Raw genomic sequence first — 21,883 nt, 5'->3', positions numbered from 1 at the left:
CGGGGTCGGCACGGGTCCGGGCAATGCGCCGGGCGGTGACTCCGTACTGGCCAGGCGGTGTGGGCCTGCTCGCCCTGGCTTGACACCCATCTCTCTTTTCGTATGGCGGCGGCAGTACGGTGTCCCCCATGCGCCCCGACACGCCTGCCGAGAACGTCGACCACAACGCGGAAGCAGCACGCCTGGAGCGGACTGCTTCCCTGTATCCGGAGGACACGGAGAACCTGCTGCTGCAGGCCGCGGCCCATCTGGAACTGGCCGGCGACCGCCCCGCCGCGACAGCGCTCTACGACCGCCTGCTGTCGTCCTTGGATTCTCCGAGTTCCCTCGAGAACCCCCATCTGGTACGAGCCCTCAAGGCGTCGAACCTCTGGGAGTACGGCCACGAGGCGGAAGCCCGCGCGATCATCGACGGAGTACGGACGGCGTCCCCCCGCGACGCAGCCCCCTGGGTGATCGTGGCGGAGGCCTTGGAGTCCCACGACGAGCTGGAGTCGGCGCAGGAGACCTTCACACAGGGCGCCCAGCTCCTCCTGACGGACGTGTCGGAGCCCCCCTACTCCACCCTCCCCCTCCTCTTCGGCCGCCACCGCGTCCGCCGCATGCTGGGCATGCCCCACGACGACTGGGACACCCTGGCCGACACCCTCCACTCGTCCCCCATCTCCCTGGACGAACTCCACGACCCGAAGCGCGTCTGGTCCCTGGGCTCGGACAACCCGGCAGAGCTCCAGGCGGAGATCAGCCGCCTCCGGGCCGAGCTGAGCACGTACAGGGAGGCCCTCTCCCGCCCGTTCCCGGTGGCGGTCCTGCACTGGCCGACGAACGAACTGGCGGAACTTCTGACGGCGTACCCGCCCCTGTCCGCGGAGTACTCCTCCCACGACGAGCACCTCGCGACCATAGAGGCCTCCCTACGCGAACTGGCGGCCTCCGGCACCCCGAACCTCGGCATCGTGACGGGCACGGTCCCGTCCTACGAGGCCTTCGCCGCCTCGGAGGCATCCTCCCCGGCAGACGCGACGCTGCTGCCGCAGTACGCGACGACACTGGCGGCCCGGGGGCGAGCTGTGGCTTGGCCGCCGCAGCGGGGGGCGGCTTGCTGGTGTGGGTCTGGGCGGGTTTATGGGGAGTGCCACAGGGCCTGAGTACCGGATCCGCCCTCGGGCGCCACACACAGCGCATACCCGGCGCCCGAGGTGCCGCGTATCTCGTGGACACTTGCCGGACGGAATGCTGATCGTGCTGAGACAATGCTCCCGTGCCTGCTGTTCCGTCTTCCCCTGGGGTCTCTGCCCGTATGAGCCGCCAAGGCTCCCGTGACACGGCACCGGAAGTCGCGGTGCGACGCCTCCTGCACGCCTCGGGGTTGCGCTACCGAGTGAACGTGCCGGTGCCCGGCGTACCGCGCCGCACGATCGACATCGTGTTCGGCAAGGCCAAGATCGCGATCTTCATGGACGGCTGTTTCTGGCACGGCTGCCCCAAGCACGCGACTCAGCCCAAGGCCAATGCTGAGTGGTGGCGCGCCAAGCTGGACAAGAACATGGCACGCGATCGTGAGACGACCGATCATCTGCGCGCCGCGGGTTGGACCGTCCTGAGGTTCTGGGAGCACGAATCTGCAGAGGACGTCGCGCGCCGGATCCGTGCCGCTCTGGCAGCCCAACAGCCGTCCCCCGGGGTCCCTGACGTGCCCTGTGAGCCTTGATTTCGCGTATCGGTGTCCATCACACCCAATAGTGTGTAGAAGTTGTGCAAGAGTGGCGCGCCGGCACCCGCATCAGGGTGCCTTGCCGTCGAGGGGGGCATTCGACGGAGGCGCTGCGGCGCAGTTGGCTTCAGAGAACGAGAGCGGGGGAACGGTCGACTCCCATGACCGACGAATTCGATGGCATGTACGAGACGTTCAAGGCGCTCTTGGACGCGTTTCCTCCTGCGGAAGCAATCAAGCGGCTGGAGCAGCTCGGCGCCAGTCCCGACGTCGTCGAGCGGATCCGTGAGCGGCACGAGCAGCAGACCATAAGCATCAAGGAACTCGAAGAGCCACATGCGGTGATTCTGGGCAACCGCGACACCTGGTACACGGGTCCGCAGGCCAGGGACAAATGCTGGCCTGCGATCGTGAACCTGCTTCGCAAGGACGGCTGGTCCGAGGAGCCCTCGATCAGGAGTCTCGACGAATCCTCCACCCGTGTCGTCTCGCTGCTGAACCACCCGAAGGAGAGAGCGTTCTCCACCCGGGGCCTGGTTGTCGGCTATGTACAGTCCGGCAAAACGACCAACTTCACCTCGGTCATGGCCAAAGCCGCCGACCGCGGCTACAAACTTTTCATCGTGCTGGCCGGCATCCACAACGGCCTTCGGCGTCAGACGCAGGCACGACTGGTGCAGCAGTTGGTGGAGCCGAATCCCTCGATGTGGTCGCAGCTGACCGGCCTCGACAAGGACTTCACTCCGCAGGAGAACCCGGCCTCGTATTTCGGGAAGAGCAACAAGACACGCGTCCTGTGCGTCGTGAAGAAGAATGCGACGGTACTGCGCAAGCTCGCCCGATGGCTCGAGAAGGCATCCGACTACCTCGAGGACTGCCCCGCGCTGATCATCGACGACGAGGCAGACCAGGCCACGGTGGCGACCAAGTCGATCAACCCACTGATCCTCGACATCATGAGCTCGTTGCCGAGAAGCGCCTACGTCGGATACACGGCCTCGCCGTTCGCGAACCTGCTGATCGACCCGAGCGCCGAGGACCTGTATCCCCAGGACTTCGTCGTCAACCTTCCCAAGCCTCAAGGGCACTTCGGAACGGAGGTCCTCTTTGGGCGTTATGCGCTCGACGGCGAGGATCCGGAGCAGGTCGACGACGGGTACGACATGATCCGTTCGATCCCCGAGGACGACGTTCCATGTGTACGTCCCGAGACGAGGGCCGACGTCGAGGGCTTCGAGCCTGTCATCACGGAGACTCTCCGTAAGGCAGTCGAGTACTTCTGGCTCGTCACGGCCGCCCGTCGCGTACGACGAACCGGCAATCCGCACAGCACGATGCTGATCCACACCAGCGTCAACACCTCCGTGCACAACAGCTTCGAGAGGCCGCTGAAGCATCTGCGGGACCGGTCCGCTCGGTCCCTGAAGGACGCCGCCTTCCTGGCACAGTTGCGTGACCTGTGGGAGCGCGAGACCAACCGTGTTCCGGCCGAAGACTTCGGCGAAGCGAAGGTGCCGTTCGAGGAGTTGGTACCCGAGCTGCCGCAAGTCCTCGACAACTGTCGTGTCATCATGGACAACTCCAGCAGCGAGGACCGCCTCGACTACGAGAACGGTCCGGTCGTGGCGATCGCGGTGGGCGGCAACACCCTCTCCCGAGGACTGACGCTGGAGGGCCTGTCGGTCAGCTACTTCGTTCGAGCCGTCTCGGCGTACGACACTCTGTTGCAAATGGGGCGTTGGTTCGGCTTCCGCAACGGATACGCCGACCTGCCTCGGATCTGGATGACCGACGAGCTGTCCGAGTGGTTCCGGCATCTGGCCACGGTCGAAACCGAGATGCGCCGCGACATCGACATCTACATGACCGAGGACGAGACTCCTCTGACCTTCGCCGTACGCCTCCGCACACACCCCGCACTGCGAGTGACCGCAGCCGCAAAGATGCGTGACGCGGTGACGGCGGCTTCGTCCTACGGCGGCAAGCGGATCCAGACCCATTACTTCCACACCAACGGCGATTGGCTGCGCGGGAACATCGACGCGGCACGCGCTCTGGTCTCCGCCTCGATCACCAACGCGATCAGAGTGGAGGAGCGATCGGCTGAAGGTCGATACGTCTTCCGTGACGTACCGCACGAGATCGTGACCGAATTCCTGTCGACCTACAGGTTCCACGAAAAGTCGCCGGAGAACGATGCCGATCTGATCATCGACTACATCCGGAAGCGAGTCGCCACGGTCGGCTCCCTCGGGCGATGGAACGTTGCAATCGTCGGCAACCCGCGGGGAAGGGGCGCCGACTTCACCTTTGCTCGTGGTGTGACCGTCGGGCGCAACATCCGTGCCCGAATAGGCGACAACCCCGATCCGGACTTCGCCGACATCAAGACACTCATGAGCCGTCGCGACGCCGCGGTGGATCTGGACGGGGACGCCGCGAAGCTCAACGAAAAAGGCATCAAAGACATGCGTCGCGCCAAACTTCCGGACACCGGCCTGCTCGTCCTGTATCCGATCGACAAACTGTCCGAGCCCAGTCCGTCGAAAAAGCTGCGTGCATCGCTGAATGCCGAGGAGCACGTCATCGGCGTTGGGCTGGTCTTCCCTGAGCCCCGAGACCAGGACGCAACGGTAGAAAAGTACATTTCCGCCGACCTGTCCAACGTAAGGATCGAGGACGAGGACTACAGCCTGCTCGTCAGTGAGGACGCATGAACGACGACGCGCTCCGCACGCTCGTCGAGGAGCGCTGGACCGCGCTCGATGCCGAGCAGACCACAAGTGAACGGCGCCTGCGCGTCTCCCAGCTGCCTGTTGCTGCGAAGGGCGAGCCGTTGGTGGTGGCCGTCGACCACGACGCGCACCGTCATCTCCTGGTACCGATCCACTCGCATCGCAAGGTCCGTCCCGGCCTGGACGGGCCGGTACTCAGGTTGCGCAGAAGGACACTCGAGGACGAGGAGACCTACCAGACCTACGCCGACCTGGCCTGCCTCCGCGACGACCTCAGCGATCTGTTCACCGAGCTGTGCGTGGACGTGCTGGGAGCAACGACCGAGCTGTCCGAAAACCCCGTCAAGGCGCTCTATCGCGTTCTCGACCGCTGGAAGGCCCTCTTCCGAACGCAGGGAACACCGTTGGGGCCCGATCAACTTGCCGGGCTCTTCGGCGAATTGATGGTGCTCAACCGAATACTCGAGGAGGACTCGAGCGCGCATTGGCTGTGGCGCGGCCCCGAAGGGCACCGTCACGACTTCTCAGCCGGTGCCACTGCCATCGAGGTCAAGTCGAGTGCCGTGAGCGAAGGGCGAAGGCCGCGGATACACGGGCTCGACCAACTCGAAGCGCCGGAGGGCGGGACCCTCTGTCTGGCATGGTTCCGCCTGCAGCGCACCACAGCAAACAGTTCGAGCACCGCATTCGTGGAATTGGCCGAACGAGCGCTTCGCCTGTGCGACGACGAGGGCGCACTCCTGGAACTGCTGGCCGGAGCCGGATACCGCCTCTCGGACGCAGACCACTATCACGATGTGCACTTCGCGGTCAGTGAGGAGAGGTGGTATCGAGTCGGTCCCGATTTCCCGGGACTCACGGGCCGCGCACTCAAGTTGGCCGGCCTGTCGGTGTCGGCGCTGGACGTCGAGTACAGCATCGACCTGTCCGGTGAGATCCCTGCTCCGCTGCTCCCTGCCGAAGTATCCCAGGTGATCGACAACATGATCCAGGAGTCTGCGTGACAGGGCCCCGCTGGTTCTCCCAGCCCTACCCACCGGAAGGCGCGAGCGCCGCCGAGGGCATCCGCAATCAGCTCGGACGCCCGGAACTCGACCTGCTCACGATTCTCGTGCGCGAGTCCGCCCAGAACAGCTGGGACGCCCGTCTCATGCTGTCCGCTGCTCCGGTCGACTACCGCATCGACATGTGGACGGTCGGCCCGGCCCACACCGGCGCATGGCGAGACCTTCTGGTCGAGGGCGCACCCGCCGGCGTTGAGACCTTCCCCTTGCGCGAGACCCTCAGGCACGGCCCGATACGAGTCCTGGCCGTCTCCGACCGAGGCACGCGAGGGCTTGGAGGACCAACCCGTGCCGACAACGCGGTGGGCCCAGATCGCGACTTCGTCTCCTTCATCCGCAACATCGGCGAGCCGCGCGACACGGCTCTGGGCGGTGGCACCTACGGCTTCGGCAAAGGCATCTTCTACCTGCTGTCCAAGTCCGGAACCGTCCTTGTGCACTCCCGATGCCGCACAGCGCAAGGAGGTCACGAGACCCGGCTCATCGGCTGCACCCTCTGGAAGAGCTACGTTGCCGCCGAGCCCTCGGGTAACCGCCGCTACACCGGTCGGCACTGGTGGGGCAACACGTCGGGAGATGTCGTCGAGCCCTTGGTCGGCCAGGAGGCGGAAGCAACTGCTCAGCGTCTCGGTCTCAGAACATTCGGTCCCGAGGAGACCGGGACGACCGTCGTCGTCATCGATCCGAACCTGGACGAACTCGAACCGTCCGATGCGGCCGACTACCTGGCAGAGACCATCACCTGGCACCTCTGGCCAAAGATGATCTCGACCGATGGCAGGCCACCCGCCATGAACTTCACCGTCACCTGTGACGGCGTCCAACACTCTGTGCCGGATCCGCGGGAGACCCGCCCACTCAACATGTTCGTCGCGGCCTACGAGACGATGACCGGCCCTGGCGGCGGCGATCTGCACTGCATGAAGCCCAAGCGATATCTGGGGCGCCTCGGGATGGTGAAACGGATCATGCCGCCGCTGGAGCCGACCCGTGCTTCCCGCATGCTCGACATCGAGGATCTCGTCCATCACGTATGTCTGATGCGGCCCGCAGAACTTGTCGTCACGTATCAGCCCGGGCCGAAGCCCCCCAGCGTGAATCAGGGCTACGCCGGCGTCTTCCGCGCAGACGAAGACATGGACGAGATCTACGCAAAGGCCGAACCGCCCACGCACGACGCCTGGAACCCTCAGTCGCTCGACAGGCCCGAAAGCACCTTCGTGCAGACAACGTTCACGCGCATCGCCGAGGCTCAGGCGCGGCTCCTCTCCCTCAGTGGTGTTGCGCGTCCTGGAGCCAGCAATGTCGCGCTGGGCGCAGCCAGTTCCCTCTTCTCCGGGTTGGTGGGCGGAGCCTGGGGGATCGGCGGAGCCACGGCATACTCCAAACCGGGCAGCACTGCCACACGCGCCTCGCAACCGGGCGAAAGCGAGGACGGCACGGCCCGCCCGGCATCAGGCCGTCCCGCGCTGAAAGCGACACCCTCCGATACCGGGCGACTGCGCTCCGGTGGAACTGCCGGCCAGGGGGGTTTCGAGGACGATGGGCAGTCGTTCGCAGAAACACAGGGGAGCGATGGGACCGGCACGCCTCGCCGTCGTCCACGAGTCCAGTACATCGGTGACCCCTACTACGACGAACGCGGCGACGCATCCGTACTCGTCCAGGCGTTCCGGCTGCCTGTGCCTGGACCGCAGCGGGTACGCATCGACCTTGCCGTCACTCTTCCCGGTACCGGCGGGCGAGAGACGGATCCGCCCATCGGGGCGAGCATGCCCGTGCTCCTCGGTTGGGAGGACGGCGACGGTCGCCTGTATGCCGCCGAGACATACGTGATCGAGGGCAGCGAGTCCGTCTGGCGTGCACTCGTTCGCCCGGCCCCGGACACCATGACCGAAATCGGCATCAAGGTCGAGGCGGTGAAGACTCCGTGACTCGTCGCGTTCTTCCATACCGTGTCCCGACCGAGGACGTCATAACGACCGAGGCATGGTTGCTGGTGACGGAGGACGGCGACGTCGACATGCCCGAGGCGCTGCCGGACTGGGACTACCAGATGGACCTGCACCTGCGCAGGACCGTTCGTGTCGACCTGGACCGCGCGCGCTCGCAGTCGGGCCTTCCGTCCGACGCCGCGCTCATACTCGCCGCCGTGTGGACGGCCACCGGGTCCAACCTCAGCGGTCCGGCACAGCATCTGCGCCTGACCACCGGCGGGACGAACACGGTGGAGTTGGATGTCCGACTGCGGGGTGCCGATCTGGGCGGTCTCCTCCTCCTGGACACCGCCCTGGTCCTGGCCGAGCGCCGGAGCGACGCCCGCCCCTCCTCGCCCCGCCGGGCCGGGTCCGTGCTGTGGAGTGATCGGGAGTCCCTCCGTCTGCAGGGGGACGCGCCGCAGTTCCCCATGGCTGTGATCGACTTCGCGCGAACCTCCTTTCCCGATGACGCAGCCTGGCATCTACAGATCAGCGGAGGTCTGGAGAGCGCCACCATGGGGTCCCTGCTTCTACTCGTCAATGAGCGGAACGCGGTAACGGCCACGGCATTCGAGAACGCCGGAAAACCCCGTCCGGTGGATCGAATAGTGCTCTCCGCCGTATACGCGGACGCCGCTCGAACCCTCATCGAGCACGCGCTCAATCACGACGACTTCGCCGAGGACGCAGACTTCTCCGACGGCTCACTGGGTGCCACCCTGTTGAGCCTGTTCGACCAACTCTTCCCTGGTCAGTCGATCACTGACATTCGTTTGCGCCGACGGCAGTCACCCGCTCTGTTCGCCTCGGATCTGCAGGCGGCGGTCAAGATCTTCGAGGTGTCATGATGAGCTTCCTGTACCCCCGGTTGCTCGCCGAACAGGCCAGACCGCTCTTCGAGGAATACCGACACCTGACGACCGCCGAGTTGGCGGGTCGGGTCTCCGGTGCCCACGAGTCGGCTGTGTATGTGGCCACCGGTGGCGATCGGGTCTCCGTCGACCGGCTTCATGAACTGCGTGCCGGCGTCGTCGACCTCGCGAAGCGCGCCGGTTTCCCCGATGAGTCCGACCGCGCCGGCAACGCCGACTTCGACCTCCGGCTCGCCGCCCTGCTGCATGCCGAGATGGGCATGGTGCCCGCCGAAGCCGCCTCACGAGACGTTTGGGCCTTCCTCGCGCTGGTCCTACTCCCGGATGTCGCCTTCTGGCGCTATCCGCAACCGCCGAGAGACCGCGTCCTGGGCACGGACCTCACGCGCCACGTCTTCGGGCGCCTGTGGTGGCGGGCCCAGCTCGTGCGCTCCTCCGACGACCCGGAACCGTACAGCGCCCTCAAGATTCTCGGCGAGGCCGCGTTCGACCAGATCTACGCACGTCGAGCCGCGCTCGGCGGAAGCCCCCACATGGTCAGGGCCATCCTCCGCGTCTGGAAGGATCTCGACCTCACCGGCCTGAACGAACGCGAAACCCTGCGTGACTTCCTCAAGAGGCTCCTGCGACTGGCCCCATTCGTCCTTTTCGACGGCATCGAGGAACTGGCCCTGGACGACGAACTACGCGCGGTTGCACAGGAGTCGGTCGACGCTCAACGCCCAACCTCTCAGGCAACCGAGGACGTTCCCGCGGAGACCGGGCGGGACACGACCCGAAGCGGCCTGGCCACCGAATGGCCCGCAACAGCCTCTTCGGGGGAGCAATCACGGACTCCAGATGCTTTTCCGGTGGCGTCCGTCGATTCCCGTCGCTTCAAGTCGGTGGAGATCTGCGCCGGAGCCGGTGCGCAGGCGCTTGGACTCGAGCGCGCCGGGTTCGACCCAGTGTTGCTCATCGACAGCAAGGCCGACGCCTGCTTCACGATCGACCTCAACCGGCCCTCGTGGGACGTGATTTGCATGGACGTCGTAGATTTCCGCCCGAGCATGCGGCCCGAGGCCGTAGGCGTCGATCTCGTCAGCGGTGGACTCCCCCGCGTGAAGTCCTCGGCAACCGTCGGTCGCGCCGAGGACACCGAGGAGCGAGGAGTCCTCAGGGCTGCGATCGGGCTGGTGCGCGACATCAACCCGAAAGCTGTGCTCCTGGAGAACGTCCCCGACCTGGTCGAGAACCCGAGCTTCGAGGCGGACCGCTCATGGATCGAGACCGAACTCAGGAATGCGGGCTACAGATGGAGTTGGCGTGTCCTCAACGCCGGGGACTTCGGCGTACCGCAGAACCGCAGCAGCGGCTTCCTGGTCGCCCTGCAAGAACCCTACTTCTCCCGCTTCTCCTGGCCCGAGCCGAACAAGCTGCCGCCCCCGACCGTCGGCGAGGTCCTGGGCCCTTCCATGTCAGCGTCCGGATGGCCCGGCGTTGAACGCTGGGTCAAGGCCGCCGACCGCATCGCACCCGCGCTTGTCGGGGGCTCCGACCGGCGAGGCGGTGCCGACCTCGGCCCCACCGGGACCAAGAAGGCATGGGCTTCGCTCGGCGTGAACGGCAACAGCCTCGGCGACGAACCCCCGGGCAAGGACTTCCCCACAGAAGGTCAGCCCAGGCTGACCGTCGACCAGGCCGCACTGATCCAGGCCATCCCCCAGGAATGGCGCTTCTTCGGTGGCAAGACGTCCAGGTATCGTCAGATCGGCCATGCGATGCCGCCGCCTCTCGCGGCAGCCGTAGGACGGGCCATCGCGGCCGCCCTGCGCAGCTAAGATCCCCTCATGCGCACGCCCCGTCCCCTCTCTCCCGAGCCCATCACCGTCCTGGATCTTTTTTCGGGCTGTGGCGGCTTCACCCAGGGGTTTCACGAGTTCCGCCCGGAGGGGGCGGGGGACAACGGACCTGCCTTCCACAGCGTCGCGGCTGTCGAACACGACGCTGCTGCGGCTGCCACGTACGCCGCGAACTTCGGAAGCCGCCGGCTGGACGAGCATCTTCCAGCCGCCCGCGTCCACCTCCAAGACATCGAGGACTGGAAGCCGACGGAAGATGCCCTCCACGCGGACGTAGTGGTCGGAGGACCTCCCTGCCAGGGCTTTTCGGCCTTGAACCGGCACAAGAAGGGCGCCGAGCGCAATCGCCTGTGGGAGGAATATGTGCGCATCGTCGCCAAGATTCGCCCCAAGGTCTTCGTCATTGAGAACGTCGATCGTTTCCTCAAGTCGGACGAGTTCCGCAATCTGCTCAGCGAGGTGAAAGAGGGCGGCCTTCTGGCCGAGTACCGACTCGTCGATCCTCTCGGCCACGAACCGACCGACACAGACGAGGAGAAGTACAAGCGGTATCTCCTCAACGCCGCCGACTACGGTGCAGTCCAAGCGCGTCGGCGAGCCATTGTCATCGGCGTGCGCCGCGATCTCGACAACGGTCGCGCGATGGCATACCCCGCCACCACGCATGTCCGACGCCCGAAGCGCAGCAACGATGTCTCGACTCAGCCGCTCGACGGTGTCGACGTGGGGCCCTCATATTGGCGAGCGGTCGACAGCGTATTCAAGGAATCGCACCTTTTGCCCGTCCGAGGCACCGAACTTCCGGACGGCAAGGATTACATTCCTGAAGTGGACGCCGTCCTGCCGGGTATTTTCACGACACGCGAACTTCATTTCGGCCGCAATCCGGAACCACTTTCGATCGCGCGTTACGAAGCCATTCCCCCGGGCGGGAACCGCAAGGATCTGCGCGACAAGTGGTACACGGTACACGGGAGCGGAGAAATCGAAATCTTCGAAACTCCGAACCCTCCGGGCGTGAAAACGCTGGTCAAGTATCTCTCGACCGAGAGCTGGGACAATCACAACACAGGTACTGGGGACGTCATGGGTCGTCTCCGTCTCGGTGAGCCCTCAGTGACCATCCGAACCGAGTTCTTCAAGCCCGAGAAGGGTCGATACCTCCACCCGACGGCCTCTCGTCCGATCACTCACTATGAGGCCGCCCGCATACAGGGCTTCCCCGTCGACTTTCGCTGGTGCGGCTCGAAAACGGACATCGCCCGACAGATCGGCAACGCCGTACCCATCCCCCTCGGCACGGCCATTGCCTCGGCGATCCACACCTACCTGCGCGGTTGACCAAGCCGGGTACGGGGGCCCCGACCGACCTCCGGTGCGCACCTCGATACCCTGCCGCCATGATTCGCGCAGTCGTGTTCGACGTCGGTGAATGCCTGGTGGACGAGACCCGTGAGTACGGGACTTGGGCCGACTGGCTGGGCGTGTCTCGGCACACCTTTCACGCGATGTTCGGCGCGGTGATCGCGCAAGGCCGCGACTATCGCGAGACGTTCGAGGAGTTCCGGCCCGGGTTCGACCTGTACGCGGAGCGCGAGAAGCGGGCCGCTTCTGGCCAACCGGAAACATTCGGGGAAGACGACCTGTACGAAGACGTCCGACCCGCTCTGGCAGAGCTCCGCGCCGATGGCCTGTGGCTCGGTATCGCGGGCAACCAGACTGTGCGCGCGGGGCGCATTCTCCGCTCACTGTTCTCCGAGGACGTCGATCTGATCGGCACGTCGGACGATTGGGGTGCCAGTAAGCCCGACCCGGAGTTCTTCAAGCGCGTCGCGGCCGTAGTGCCCTTCGAGAGTGACGAGATCCTCTACGTCGGGGATCGGTGCGACAACGACATCCGACCCGCCGTAGAGGCGGGGATGCACACCGCGCTCGTGCGTCGCGGACCGTGGGCCACGATCCAGTGGAAAAGCCCCGAGGCCCGGCAATTGCCGACGTTTCGCGTCGGCAGCCTCCTAGAACTCTCGAGGTTGATCCACGACTTCAACGGCTCAGCGCGCTGAGTGTCGTCGACCATCCGTAGATCCGGTCGTCGAGGTCGCGGACGCAGGGCTCGTGTTGGTGGGGGGCCAGCGCTCGCCTAACCTCTCGCACTCGGTCCATTCCGGTCGCGTACCACGTGAGGGCGAGCTGGTCGAGAGCGCGACCCACGTACTCGCACGCCTGCCCCGGCTTTCCCGAAGCGGCTTCGACGGCGGCCAAGTCACCGTAGACAACGGTGCGTTGCTTGTCCTCGCTCACTGGCATCTCGTCCAGAACACGGAGCAGGGTCTCGCGCGCTTGAGGGAGGTGCCCGGCGATCAGCTGGGTGTTGCCCTTGAAGGCTGCCAGACGGGCGGGAGAGAACCAGTCCATCCACTCGGGCGACGCGTACTCGTTCCCAGTGGTGATCACGTCTTCGGCGTGCCCGATCAGGTGGAGTGCGGTACGCGTGTTCCCGCAACGGGTCTCGCATTCGGCTTCGACAGCGTCGAGCCACGCGAGGAACTCCGCGGAGGCAGGGGCGCGACGGGCGTACGTGCGTGCCGCGACCATCCGCTCCAGTGCCGCGTCGCTGTCGCCCACCCAGCCGGGGATGAACGCCATATGTGCGATGACCGCCGAGCCGAGAAGAGGGTCATCGGCCTCGCCCGCGGCCTGGAGAGCCAAGAGGAGGGTGTCGTTCGCGGTGCTCGGTTCGCGGCGATCGAAGAACTCGATCCGGCCCGCCAGGAGGTAGGACTCGGCCAGTGCCGCAGCCACGGTACGGCGTGTGGAACCACTCGTCTCCGACAGCAGCGCGCATCCCAACGCGGCGTGCGCGGTCACAGCGGGATGCAGCTTGTCCGGGGACACCGACCAGTACAGCCGCCGGTGCGATCGCGTCACGGCCTCGAAATCCACGCCGGCGCTGGCCGGTTGTGTTGTCGCAGCCGCTCGCCCCGGTACGAAGGCAAGCCCGACAGCGGCTGCGCCGCCGGTCACAAGAGTGCGACGCATGCGATCGGGGTGTGTCCCGTCAGAACCCCACGGAGGCGTGAAGCCAAGGGATTCCACGCTCTGCCCAAGCAAATGGACGAGTACCCGCTGACAGTCCGGTTGCGGCCACGGAGGGCTCTCGGACTCCCAGCGCCGGACCTGACGTACACCGATCGACAAGCCGCGGAGGCCAAGCTGCTGAGCGGCCTCGGTCAGGGCATCGGCCAAATTCTGCTGCGAGTTGAAACCTGCGGCCACGCGAGCGGCCTTCAGGCGGACATTGCCAGTGGGACGGGGCATGAGTTCCTCCTCAGGGAGACTGTGCTCATCGCCCCACAGTAAGTCCGATGTGGCGCGTCTCGTCACTCAAAGGCGCCAAGTAAGCCCTATAGATGTCCTCTTGATGGCCTCCAAAGGTCCTCGAATCGAATGCAGTGGACGTCCAGTCTGAGTCTCACCAGCGAAACCGCCGATGAGGACAGGGGTACGCCGTGGGCGACACACAGCAGACGACGGACAGGGAAATTGCCGAGTGGCTCACCATGGAGCACCCAGTGCCGCGGCAGGTCTGGACGGAATGGTCGACGCACGGTGTCGCCCTGCTGCCACTCGGCAAACGGTTCGCCGCGGTGCGGATGACCACGGATGCCGTTCACGCCGTCGTCGATTCCGACGACTCGACCGAAGTGGCGGCAGCGCTACGAGAGTTGCTGTGCGGCCCAGTCGTCTACGACCGTCGAGCCGTAGGTGTCACGTACTACGCCCTGATCCAGCGGGACACCGAACTCGTCTGGCCGCACGCCGATGTCGCACCTTGCCTTGGGCAGGGCACCTACCTGGGTGTACCTCGCATCGACCGCCGTGAACCACCTGGCACCTATTGGGTGGTGACACCGCGGTACCCCGGCGACCTTTGTCCGTCGCAGGCTGTGGCCGCCCTGGTCGAGGCCGGGCAGCGGCGACTCATCGAGACAGCGGGGCTGTGCTCATCCAACCAGCGAAGCTGTGACGGCACCCCAGCGATCACTTGAGCGACCCAGGCGATAGGACCGCTCCCTGATGTGGCGACGCACTACATCGACCTCGGAGACTTCGACGACGGCATGTCGTTCGCCATCGGATAGCCGATTTCCGCAGCGGCTTCAGCGACATCCTCCAGGGACGCCGAGGGGTTGAGTTTGGTGATCTGCGCCCGGTCCAGTGGGCGCAGGTCGTACAGGTGGCGTACGGGCTCGATGTCGATGGTCGTCTCGTAGTAGTCCTCTGCGAACTCCTGGAAGGCCTCCGGCGTCGGGGCGAGGAGCAGTTCGAACAGCCAGTCCGAGCCGTCGGGGTCCGGGTGTCCTTCGGGGAAGGTGATCTCTCCGGTTTTCCAGGACCGGTCTGTCGACTCGCGCCACACGCACACCGTCACCACGGGCGTTCCGTCCTCGTCCGTGAAGGCGGGCTCGTCGACGTAACACTGGAAGGGCTCGGGTACGGAGTCCAGGACACCCGGCCATGGAGCGGGCACGTCGTCGTGGTGGTACGGGCTCAGGGGGGACTCGTGGTCGAAGCCGCGGATGTAGGCGCCGGTGGGGGCGAAGACTATGTCGTACTCGTCGCCGGATCCGTTGCTCATCGAGGCCAGTTCCTCGGTGTCCGACCACTTGGCGTCGTACGAGTAGTAGCGCTCGCCTTCGGGGTTGACTATCGCCTCGGCCATGGCCATCGAGCGGCAGAGGTCTTTCAGGGATTCGATGTCGGGGAGCGCCCGGGCGACGTCGTGAGCAGTCATGGGGCACATCCAAGCGGGTGCCACTGACAGTCCCGCCGGAGGGGGGTCTAACCGTGGGCGTCACCACCGACGGCAAGGTCGCCGACGACCTCGCGATCCACTCCACCGACGTCTCCACCGACGCGGTGGTCAATGCCGCGCATGCCTTCCTGGACGGGCTGTCCACCAAGGAGCGGCGGGCCTCGGTGTTCGACGTCGACGACGACGAATGGCCGGCCTGGAGCAACGTCGATGGATACCGGCGAGCCCTGAGGTCGCCGCGGCCGGCTTCGCCATGCCGAACAACAAGGCATGACCGGGCGGGCGTCCGTCGACGAGCACGGGCGAGTTAGCCTCGGTTCGTTCGACAGACGCAGCAGCGGGAGGCAGCAATGGCGAAGGTACCGGCCGCGGCGGTGGCCGCGAGTGGACTCATCGGTGGGTACGGCGTGGCCCGTTGGACCAAGAAGCGGCAGCTGGGCGGGGTCGTGCTGGCCGCCGCCGGGGCCACGGCCGCGCAGCAGTGGAAGCAGCAGGCCGGCGGGAAGGCCGCCGGGGCGCTGACCGCCGCCTACGTCGCCGCCTTCGCCGGGTCTCATCCGCTGGCCAAGAAGGTGGGTGCCTGGCCCGCCGTGTTCGGCGTCGCCGGAGCCGTGGCCCTCGCCTCGTGGGCCGTGGCCGACCGGCGGGCCTGAGCCGGCCCACGCCACAGCCGGGGGCGGCGGCGTCACGTCGGACGCCACGCCGACCACAGCCGGGCGGCGGCGCCGTCACCTGGACGACGTCACGACACCTTGCGCGCCTACGAGGCCGCCGCGGCGGACACGGATGCCGCGCCGGATGCGGACGCTGACACGGCCCCGGACGAAGGCGCTGACGCGGGCCCCGCGACCGAGCCCGCCCCCTGAAACGCCCGCCGATACGCGTTGGGGCTCGTTCCCGCCACCCGCTTGAACCGTTCCCGGAACGCCGTCGGCGAGCCGAACCCCGCCTGGACCGCGATGCGTTCGACCGGGTACGTGGTCGTCTCCAGGAGGTACTGGGCGCGCCGTACCCGCGCCCGGTGCAGCCACTGGAGGGGCGTCGTGCCGGTCTGTTCGCGGAAGCGGCGGTTGAGGGTGCGGGTGCTCATGCCGGCGCGGGCGGCGATGTCCTCCAGGGTCAGGTCGTGGCCCGCGTTCTCCTCCAGCCAGGCGAGGAAGGGCTCCATCGTGGCGCCGACCGGTACCGGCGGCTGGTCATGGACGATGAACTGGGCCTGGCCGCCCTCCCGTTCGAGCGGCATGACGGACATCCGGGCGGCATGCGCGGCGACGGCGGAGCCGTGGTCCTTGCGGATCATGTGCAGGCACATGTCGAGGGCCGCGGCCGCGCCCGCCGAGGTGAGGAACTGGCCGTTGTCGACGTAGAGGACGTTCGGATCGACGGCCACCGCCGGGTACATGGCCGCCAGGTCCTGGGCCGCGACCCAGTGGGTGGTCGCGCGCAGCCCGTCCAGCAGGCCGGTGGCGGCGAAGACGAAGGCGCCGACGCAGATCGAGGCGATCCGGGTGCCGTTCGCGGCCGCCGCGCGCAGCGCCTCCGCCACGCCCGGCGGGAGCGGGACGGTGGGGTCGGCGATGCCGGGCAGGACGATCGTGTCCGCTTCCGCCAGCGCCTCCAGACCGTAGGGGGCACGCACCGCGAACGGGCCCGCGCTCACCTCCTCGTCCGCCGTGACCGAACAGACCCGGATCCGGTACGCCGCCCGGCCGTCCGGCAGCCGGGCCCAGCCGAAGGTGTCGATCGGGGCGGAGAGGTCGAACGGGATGACCTGGTCGAGCGCCAGTACGGCCACGGTGTGCATGGCTGGAGGATAAGGCTCCAACGGGATCCAGTCAGCGCCGTCCAGCCGGCACCGGCAGCCTGGAAACCCCCGGGTGAGAACCCTGTCAGGCGCGGCGCCGCTTCTCAGCCGCGTCGTGGACCTCTTTGGCGGCCGCTGGCGAGAATCCGTTGAGCACTGGCAGAACCGCCACTTCTCCAAGATCCGCGCCGCCCATAGCGTCACCCTGTGACCAAGTTCCTCCTCGCCGTTCACGTCCTCGCAGCGATCATCGCCGTCGGGCCCGTCACCGTCGCCGCGAGCATGTTCCCGCCCAGTGCGCGCAAGGCCCTCGCCGATCCGAAAAACACCCAGGCCGTGTCGACCGTGCGGCTGCTGCACCGCATCTGCCGGATGTACGCCACCGTCGGCGTCGTCGTTCCCGTCTTCGGGTTCGCCACGGCGAGCAACATGGGCGTACTCGGCGACACCTGGCTGATCGTCTCGATCGCGCTGACGGCCGTCGCCGCGGTCGTGCTCATCGCCCTGGTCCTGCCCGGGCAGGACGCGATCGCGGAGGGGGTACGGGATGCCGGGGGCGGGGAGGTCACGGTTGCCCGGAACGCGACCGTTCGGCTCGCCATGTTCACCGGGATCTTCAACCTTCTCTGGGCCACCGTCACGATCCTGATGATCATTCGCCCGGGATCCACCACGGGGGCGTAGCCCCTGCACGGCTCACGCTTGTCGGACCTCTCTGCGGATACGGCATTCCTAGTCCATGTCGTGCGGCAGGACCACCGCCGACCGGCTGCCCGGCACAGGGGCTTAGGATCCCGCCCATGTACGGACAGCAAGAGCAAGCGGCGCCGCAGGCCTACCTCGCCTCGGTGGAAGGTCGGCTCACGGCCGACGGGTGTGCCACACGATGGGAGGACTGGGCCGGGGTGCCCGTCCTCGTGGGGCGGCGGGCCGACTTCAAGATGCGCTGGATGGCCACGAAGCTGCACCTGTTCACCGTGGCCGCGGCGGTCCCGGAGATAACGGTCCCCGCCATCGCCGCCTTCACCGACCAGGTGATGAAGTACGCCAAGGACACCAAGGGCGGCCTCCCCGTCGGCATGCAGAACGGGGTCGGCGCCTTCCCGTTGCTCGTCAGCGACCGGGTCGATCCGGCCGCCGTGCGGTGGGCGGAGGAGCAGCAGCGCATCAAGTTCGCCTGTATGACGCGGCCCGTCGTGGTCGACAGCGCCCGCCAGTACGTGGGCATGTACCGCGGCAAGCCGGCCCTCGGGCGCGTCTACGCCTCGTACTTCATCGAGAAGGGGTCGCGGTACTTCTACGGCCAGTGAGAGGTGGGTGGCCGCCAGTGGGACGTGGGTCGGCGGCGGGTGAGACGTCGGGGGCCGCCGGCCAGAGGCCCTCGGGCGCCCCCGACGCCTCCACCCCTGTCACATGTGGTGGGCCAGGGTCAGCTCCTCGTCCACCAGGTCGGCCCTGAACTGCCGTGCCACCGTGGCCACGACGAGTACCCCGGCGGCCCCCAGCAGCGTGAAGAACGCCCACGCCAGCGGCCACGCGTTCGCGAAGCCGTCGGGCGGCCCGGGGTGCGTGCGCAGGGACACGTACAGCAGGGCCGCCGGCGGCACCGCCACCAGCAGCAACGGCCAGGCCAGCGCGTCCCGGTGGCCGAAGTAGGCGGCGAGGAGCAGCAGGATCAGGGCGAGGAACACGACGCCCAGGTTGGTCACCGGCGTCGTCTCGAGGCTCGAATCCGCCGTCTCGGGGCGGTTGCGCAGATCCCAGGGCAGGCAGAGGAGATACGCCGCCGCGGAGAGGGCGGCGCCGAGCACGCGCGTCAGCCAGCGTTCCGGCCAAGGGCGCGTTCGCAAGGGGCGGAGCAGCTTCTCGGTCATGCGTACGAGGGTTCCTGCCCGGGCGGCGGGCCGACAGAGTACGCGTACTCAGAACCACATACTCAGCCGCTACTCAGCCATGCCCGGGGGCGAGCGACGTCATGTCGCCGACCTGGCGGACGCGGCGGCCCCGGCCGGTGCCACCGACAGCGGTGTGGCGATGTCCTCCAGGGAGCGGCGCTCGGCGTTCACCGCGAGGAACGCGGCGACCAGGCCCGCCGCGCACATCAGGCCCGCGCCGATCTGGAAGGCGAGCACCGTGTCGCCGACGACTCCGGACTCGGTGAGGTCGGCGAAGACGAGCGGGCCGCTGATGCCGCCGGCGGCCGTTCCGATGGCGTAGAAGAAGGCGATGGCCATCGCTCGCGTCTCCAGCGGGAAGATCTCCGAGACGGTCAGATACGCGCTGGAGGCGCCCGCCGAGGCGAAGAACAGCACCACGCACCAGCACGTCGTCATCGTCACCGCGCTCAGCGAGCCCCGGTCGAAGAGCCACGCCGTGCCGAAGAGCAGCAGACCCGAGATCAGATACGTCGAGGAGATCATCACCCGGCGGCCGACCGTGTCGAAGAGCTTGCCCAGCAGCAGTGGGCCGAGGAAGTTGCCGGCCGCGATGACGGCGAAGTAGTAACCGGTTCCCCCGGAGGGCACGTCGAAGAACTTGGTGAGGATGGCGCCGAAGCCGAAGGTGATCGCGTTGTAGAGGAAGGCCTGACCGATGAAGAGGGCGAGGCCGAGCACGGCCCGTTTCGGGTAGTGCCTGAAGACGGTCCTCGCGATGATGCCGAAGCCGATGCTCTTGCGCTGCTGGATGGTGATCTCGCCCTGCGGGCGCGGCAGTGGCTTGCCCTTCTCCTCCTCGATCGCCCGCTCCACCCCGCTGACCAGCGCCTGCGCGTCTTCTCCGCGACCGTGTACGAACTGCCACCGCGGGCTCTCCGGCACATGCCGCCTGACCAGCAGGATCACCAGCCCGAGGACCACTCCGAGACCGAAGGTCAGCCGCCAGCCGAGGTCCTTGGGGAAGATGTCGGTGTTCAGCATCAGGATGGACAACAGCGCGCCGCCGATCGCGCCGAGCCAGTAGCTGCCGTTGATGATCAGGTCGACCCGGCCGCGGAACTTGGCGGGGATGAGCTCGTCGATCGCCGAGTTGATGGCCGCGTACTCACCGCCGATGCCGAAGCCGGTCAGGAAGCGGAAGGTGAAGAACCACCAGGCGTCGAAGGACAGCGCGGTCAGCGCGGTCGCGGAGAGGTAGAAGGCGAGGGTCACCATGAAGAGCTTCTTGCGGCCGTGGCGGTCGGTCAGCCAGCCGAAGAAGAGCGCGCCCACGCAGGCACCCGCCACATAGAGAGCCGCCGCGACACCTGTGACCTGGGCCGAGGAGATGGACAGCCCGCTGCCGTCCTCGGAGAGCCGGCCCGCGATGTTGCCGACGGTGGTGACCTCCAGGCCGTCCAGGATCCAGACCGTTCCCAGGCCGATCACGATCATCCAGTGCCACTTGGACCACGGCAGCCGGTCCAGGCGGGCGGGTACGTTCGTCGTGACGGTTCCGGTGGAGGCCGGTACGGATGCCGGTGAGGCCGGTGGGGTCATGGCTCCCTCTCCCTTGAGTGAACCCCGCCCGGGTTCCCCTCCCAGGGTCCGTTACGCCCCCAGTCCCCGCGACACGACGTAGATCAGCAGCCCCGCCAGCGAACCCACCACCGTGCCGTTGATCCGGATGAACTGCAGGTCGCGGCCGATGTGGGCCTCGATCTTCCGGGTCGTGTGCTCGGCGTCCCAGCCCGCGACGGTGTCGGTGATGAGCGAGGTGATCTCCTTGCGGTACGTCGTCACCACGTACACCGCCGCGCCCTCGACCCAGCTGTCGACCTTGGCCTGGAGCTTGGGCTCCACCGACATCCGGGCACCCAGGGACAACAAGGAAGCCCGGACCCGCAGCCGCAACTCGCTGCGCTCGTCCTCAGCGGCGGACACCATCATGGACCGCACGGCCGTCCATGCGGAGGCGATCAGGTCCTGGACCTCGCCGCGGCCGAGGACCTCGCCCTTCAGGCGCTCCACGCGGGCCCGCGTGTCCGTGTCGGACTGGAGGTCGCGGGCGAAGTCGGTGAGGAACCGGTCGAGGGCGCCGCGGGCCGGGTGGGAGGGGGCGTCGCGCATCTCGGTGACGAAGCGGAGCAGCTCCTTGTAGACCCGCTCGCCGACCTTCCTGTCGACGAAACGGGGGGTCCAGCCGGGCGCGCCGCCCTCGATCGCGTCCATGACCTGCTCGTCGTGCAGCACCAGCCACTCCTGGGCGCGGACGCAGATCAGGTCGACGACCCGCTCGTGGCCGCCGTCCAGGACGATCTTCTCCAGCATCTTCCCTATGCCGGGCGCGATCTCCTGAGCGTCGGCACGCCGGGTGATCGCCTCACCGACGACCGCCTGCACATCGGAGTCGCGGAGCACGGTGAGCGCGCCGCGCAGGGCAGCGGAGAGCTCCGCCGTCACACGGTCGGCGTGCTCCGGTTCGGCGAGCCAGGCGCCGAGCCGGCTGCCGATGCCGACGGCACGCAGCCGCTGTCGTACGACCTCCTCGGAGAGGAAGTTCTCCCCGACGAACTCGCCGAGCGAGACGCCCAGCTGGTCTTTCTTGTTGGGGATGATCGCGGTGTGCGGGATGGGCAGGCCGAGCGGGTGACGGAAGAGGGCCGTGACCGCGAACCAGTCGGCGAGCGCGCCGACCATGCCGGCCTCGGCGGCCGCCGCGACATAGCCCGCCCAGGCACCGGCACCCGAGTTCTGCCCCCACTTGGCGAGGACGTACACCAGGGCGACGAAGAGCAGCAGGCCGGTCGCCGTGATCTTCATCCGGCGGACGCCCCGGCGCTTCTCCTCGTCGGCTGGGCTGAAGAAGGTCATCGCCCGGCCCGGCGCGGGGGCGGTCCCCGCGGGGTTCACGGCGGCGCCCGGCCGGGCATGCTGCCCTTCGGCACCCGCTTCTTCCCGTTTCGTGCGTTCCATCCGCTCCACCCGTCCAGTGACCTCGTACACATTGTCCCTTCCTGACCGACTCCTGGAACGAAACAGGAGTTCCCAGCGTCTGTTCGGACGGGGAATAGTCCGGGGGGACCCTTAAGGGGCGCTGTCGGTGTTCTTCCACCCCATGACGCATCATGGGGTGATCACA

20 protein-coding genes are annotated in these 21,883 nt (G+C 67.2%); 14 read left to right on the top strand and 6 right to left on the bottom strand.

Annotated features, from left to right (window positions below):
- Positions 1-128 precede the first annotated feature (128 nt).
- From ACIBK0_RS18360 to ACIBK0_RS18320, 9 genes are all read left to right on the top strand, one after another.
- Positions 129-1,148 carry an SEC-C metal-binding domain-containing protein gene (locus ACIBK0_RS18360; RefSeq protein WP_399080809.1) on the top strand — a complete coding sequence of 340 codons (1,020 nt, stop codon included), beginning with the start codon at positions 129-131 and terminating at the stop codon, positions 1,146-1,148.
- A 152-nt stretch (positions 1,149-1,300) separates the two neighbouring features.
- Positions 1,301-1,711 (top strand): very short patch repair endonuclease, encoded by a 411-nt coding sequence (locus ACIBK0_RS18355; RefSeq protein ID WP_399080807.1) that lies wholly within the window; start codon positions 1,301-1,303, stop codon positions 1,709-1,711.
- A 164-nt stretch (positions 1,712-1,875) separates the two neighbouring features.
- Positions 1,876-4,431 carry a Z1 domain-containing protein gene (locus ACIBK0_RS18350; RefSeq protein ID WP_399080805.1) on the top strand — a complete coding sequence of 852 codons (2,556 nt, stop codon included), beginning with the start codon at positions 1,876-1,878 and terminating at the stop codon, positions 4,429-4,431.
- The gene (locus ACIBK0_RS18345) at positions 4,428-5,453 is read left to right on the top strand and encodes a PD-(D/E)XK motif protein (protein WP_399080803.1); all 1,026 of its coding nucleotides are present in this window, start codon (positions 4,428-4,430) and stop codon (positions 5,451-5,453) included. Before ACIBK0_RS18350 ends, ACIBK0_RS18345 begins: the two co-directional genes overlap by 4 nt.
- Entirely contained in the window at positions 5,450-7,447 is a 1,998-nt protein-coding gene (locus ACIBK0_RS18340; RefSeq protein ID WP_399080801.1) for a hypothetical protein, read from the top strand. Before ACIBK0_RS18345 ends, ACIBK0_RS18340 begins: the two co-directional genes overlap by 4 nt.
- A gap of 65 nt (positions 7,448-7,512) precedes the next feature.
- The gene (locus ACIBK0_RS18335; RefSeq protein ID WP_399080799.1) at positions 7,513-8,340 is read left to right on the top strand and encodes a hypothetical protein; all 828 of its coding nucleotides are present in this window, start codon (positions 7,513-7,515) and stop codon (positions 8,338-8,340) included.
- Positions 8,337-10,184 (top strand): DUF6339 family protein, encoded by a 1,848-nt coding sequence (locus ACIBK0_RS18330; protein ID WP_399080797.1) that lies wholly within the window; start codon positions 8,337-8,339, stop codon positions 10,182-10,184. The genes ACIBK0_RS18335 and ACIBK0_RS18330 overlap by 4 nt, the downstream gene beginning before the upstream one ends.
- Before the next feature lie 9 nt (positions 10,185-10,193).
- Positions 10,194-11,546, top strand: coding sequence for a DNA cytosine methyltransferase (locus ACIBK0_RS18325; RefSeq protein WP_399080795.1), 1,353 nt, complete (start codon positions 10,194-10,196; stop codon positions 11,544-11,546).
- Positions 11,547-11,605: 59 nt separating this feature from the next.
- The gene (locus ACIBK0_RS18320; RefSeq protein ID WP_399080793.1) at positions 11,606-12,268 is read left to right on the top strand and encodes an HAD family hydrolase; all 663 of its coding nucleotides are present in this window, start codon (positions 11,606-11,608) and stop codon (positions 12,266-12,268) included.
- On the opposite strand, the gene ACIBK0_RS18315 is transcribed toward ACIBK0_RS18320, so the two are convergent.
- A complete protein-coding gene (locus ACIBK0_RS18315; protein ID WP_399080791.1) occupies positions 12,249-13,523 on the bottom strand; it encodes a transcriptional regulator in 1,275 nt (424 codons plus the stop codon). The two genes, ACIBK0_RS18320 and ACIBK0_RS18315, sit on opposite strands and share 20 nt — an antisense overlap.
- Positions 13,524-13,714: 191 nt before the next feature.
- Here ACIBK0_RS18315 and ACIBK0_RS18310 point away from each other — a divergent pair, with 191 nt between their 5' ends.
- Positions 13,715-14,254, top strand: coding sequence for a hypothetical protein (locus tag ACIBK0_RS18310; protein ID WP_399080789.1), 540 nt, complete (start codon positions 13,715-13,717; stop codon positions 14,252-14,254).
- Between the two features lie 41 nt (positions 14,255-14,295).
- On the opposite strand, the gene ACIBK0_RS18305 is transcribed toward ACIBK0_RS18310, so the two are convergent.
- Positions 14,296-15,000: a hypothetical protein gene (locus ACIBK0_RS18305; protein ID WP_399080787.1), complete on the bottom strand. Its 705-nt coding sequence runs from the start codon at positions 14,998-15,000 to the stop codon at positions 14,296-14,298.
- Between the two features lie 53 nt (positions 15,001-15,053).
- On the opposite strand from ACIBK0_RS18305, the gene ACIBK0_RS18300 reads away from it, so the two are divergent.
- Together ACIBK0_RS18300 and ACIBK0_RS18295 are read left to right on the top strand one after the other, a co-directional pair.
- Positions 15,054-15,332: a DUF3500 domain-containing protein gene (locus ACIBK0_RS18300; RefSeq protein WP_399080785.1), complete on the top strand. Its 279-nt coding sequence runs from the start codon at positions 15,054-15,056 to the stop codon at positions 15,330-15,332.
- Between the two features lie 39 nt (positions 15,333-15,371).
- Positions 15,372-15,674 carry a hypothetical protein gene (locus tag ACIBK0_RS18295; protein WP_399080783.1) on the top strand — a complete coding sequence of 101 codons (303 nt, stop codon included), beginning with the start codon at positions 15,372-15,374 and terminating at the stop codon, positions 15,672-15,674.
- A 107-nt stretch (positions 15,675-15,781) separates the two neighbouring features.
- On the opposite strand, the gene ACIBK0_RS18290 is transcribed toward ACIBK0_RS18295, so the two are convergent.
- Positions 15,782-16,825 (bottom strand): GlxA family transcriptional regulator, encoded by a 1,044-nt coding sequence (locus ACIBK0_RS18290; RefSeq protein WP_399080781.1) that lies wholly within the window; start codon positions 16,823-16,825, stop codon positions 15,782-15,784.
- A 207-nt stretch (positions 16,826-17,032) separates the two neighbouring features.
- Between ACIBK0_RS18290 and ACIBK0_RS18285 the strand changes: the two genes are divergently transcribed.
- Together ACIBK0_RS18285 and ACIBK0_RS18280 are read left to right on the top strand one after the other, a co-directional pair.
- Positions 17,033-17,509 (top strand): DUF2269 family protein, encoded by a 477-nt coding sequence (locus tag ACIBK0_RS18285; protein WP_399080779.1) that lies wholly within the window; start codon positions 17,033-17,035, stop codon positions 17,507-17,509.
- A gap of 116 nt (positions 17,510-17,625) precedes the next feature.
- Entirely contained in the window at positions 17,626-18,135 is a 510-nt protein-coding gene (locus tag ACIBK0_RS18280; protein ID WP_399080777.1) for a levansucrase, read from the top strand.
- Between the two features lie 99 nt (positions 18,136-18,234).
- On the opposite strand, the gene ACIBK0_RS18275 is transcribed toward ACIBK0_RS18280, so the two are convergent.
- The 3 genes from ACIBK0_RS18275 to ACIBK0_RS18265 form a co-directional block, all read right to left on the bottom strand.
- Complete coding sequence (locus tag ACIBK0_RS18275) at positions 18,235-18,699, bottom strand: hypothetical protein (protein WP_399080775.1); 465 nt, start codon at positions 18,697-18,699, stop codon at positions 18,235-18,237.
- 99 nt (positions 18,700-18,798) lie between these two features.
- A complete protein-coding gene (locus ACIBK0_RS18270) occupies positions 18,799-20,301 on the bottom strand; it encodes an MFS transporter (RefSeq protein WP_399080773.1) in 1,503 nt (500 codons plus the stop codon).
- 51 nt (positions 20,302-20,352) lie between these two features.
- Positions 20,353-21,717, bottom strand: coding sequence for a DUF445 domain-containing protein (locus tag ACIBK0_RS18265; protein ID WP_399080771.1), 1,365 nt, complete (start codon positions 21,715-21,717; stop codon positions 20,353-20,355).
- Positions 21,718-21,883 lie beyond the last annotated feature (166 nt).

It is taken from the genome of Streptomyces sp. NPDC050564 (assembly GCF_044457265.1).
Taxonomy (GTDB): domain Bacteria; phylum Actinomycetota; class Actinomycetes; order Streptomycetales; family Streptomycetaceae; genus Streptomyces.
The sequence above is the reverse complement of the archived record's forward strand: the minus strand, read 5'-3'. Positions and strand labels throughout refer to the sequence as shown.

Bases quoted from the DNA above. Each gene is read 5' to 3' on its own strand.
- ACIBK0_RS18360 (WP_399080809.1), top strand. From the start codon at position 129: ATGCGCCCCGACACGCCTGCCGAGAACGTCGACCACAACGCGGAAGCA.
- ACIBK0_RS18355 (WP_399080807.1), top strand. From the start codon at position 1,301: ATGAGCCGCCAAGGCTCCCGTGACACGGCACCGGAAGTCGCGGTGCGA.
- ACIBK0_RS18350 (WP_399080805.1), top strand. From the start codon at position 1,876: ATGACCGACGAATTCGATGGCATGTACGAGACGTTCAAGGCGCTCTTG.
- ACIBK0_RS18345 (WP_399080803.1), top strand. From the start codon at position 4,428: ATGAACGACGACGCGCTCCGCACGCTCGTCGAGGAGCGCTGGACCGCG.
- ACIBK0_RS18330 (WP_399080797.1), top strand. From the start codon at position 8,337: ATGATGAGCTTCCTGTACCCCCGGTTGCTCGCCGAACAGGCCAGACCG.
- ACIBK0_RS18325 (WP_399080795.1), top strand. From the start codon at position 10,194: ATGCGCACGCCCCGTCCCCTCTCTCCCGAGCCCATCACCGTCCTGGAT.
- ACIBK0_RS18320 (WP_399080793.1), top strand. From the start codon at position 11,606: ATGATTCGCGCAGTCGTGTTCGACGTCGGTGAATGCCTGGTGGACGAG.
- ACIBK0_RS18315 (WP_399080791.1), bottom strand. From the start codon at position 13,523: ATGCCCCGTCCCACTGGCAATGTCCGCCTGAAGGCCGCTCGCGTGGCC.
- ACIBK0_RS18305 (WP_399080787.1), bottom strand. From the start codon at position 15,000: ATGACTGCTCACGACGTCGCCCGGGCGCTCCCCGACATCGAATCCCTG.
- ACIBK0_RS18295 (WP_399080783.1), top strand. From the start codon at position 15,372: ATGGCGAAGGTACCGGCCGCGGCGGTGGCCGCGAGTGGACTCATCGGT.
- ACIBK0_RS18290 (WP_399080781.1), bottom strand. From the start codon at position 16,825: ATGCACACCGTGGCCGTACTGGCGCTCGACCAGGTCATCCCGTTCGAC.
- ACIBK0_RS18280 (WP_399080777.1), top strand. From the start codon at position 17,626: ATGTACGGACAGCAAGAGCAAGCGGCGCCGCAGGCCTACCTCGCCTCG.
- ACIBK0_RS18275 (WP_399080775.1), bottom strand. From the start codon at position 18,699: ATGACCGAGAAGCTGCTCCGCCCCTTGCGAACGCGCCCTTGGCCGGAA.
- ACIBK0_RS18270 (WP_399080773.1), bottom strand. From the start codon at position 20,301: ATGACCCCACCGGCCTCACCGGCATCCGTACCGGCCTCCACCGGAACC.
- ACIBK0_RS18265 (WP_399080771.1), bottom strand. From the start codon at position 21,717: ATGGAACGCACGAAACGGGAAGAAGCGGGTGCCGAAGGGCAGCATGCC.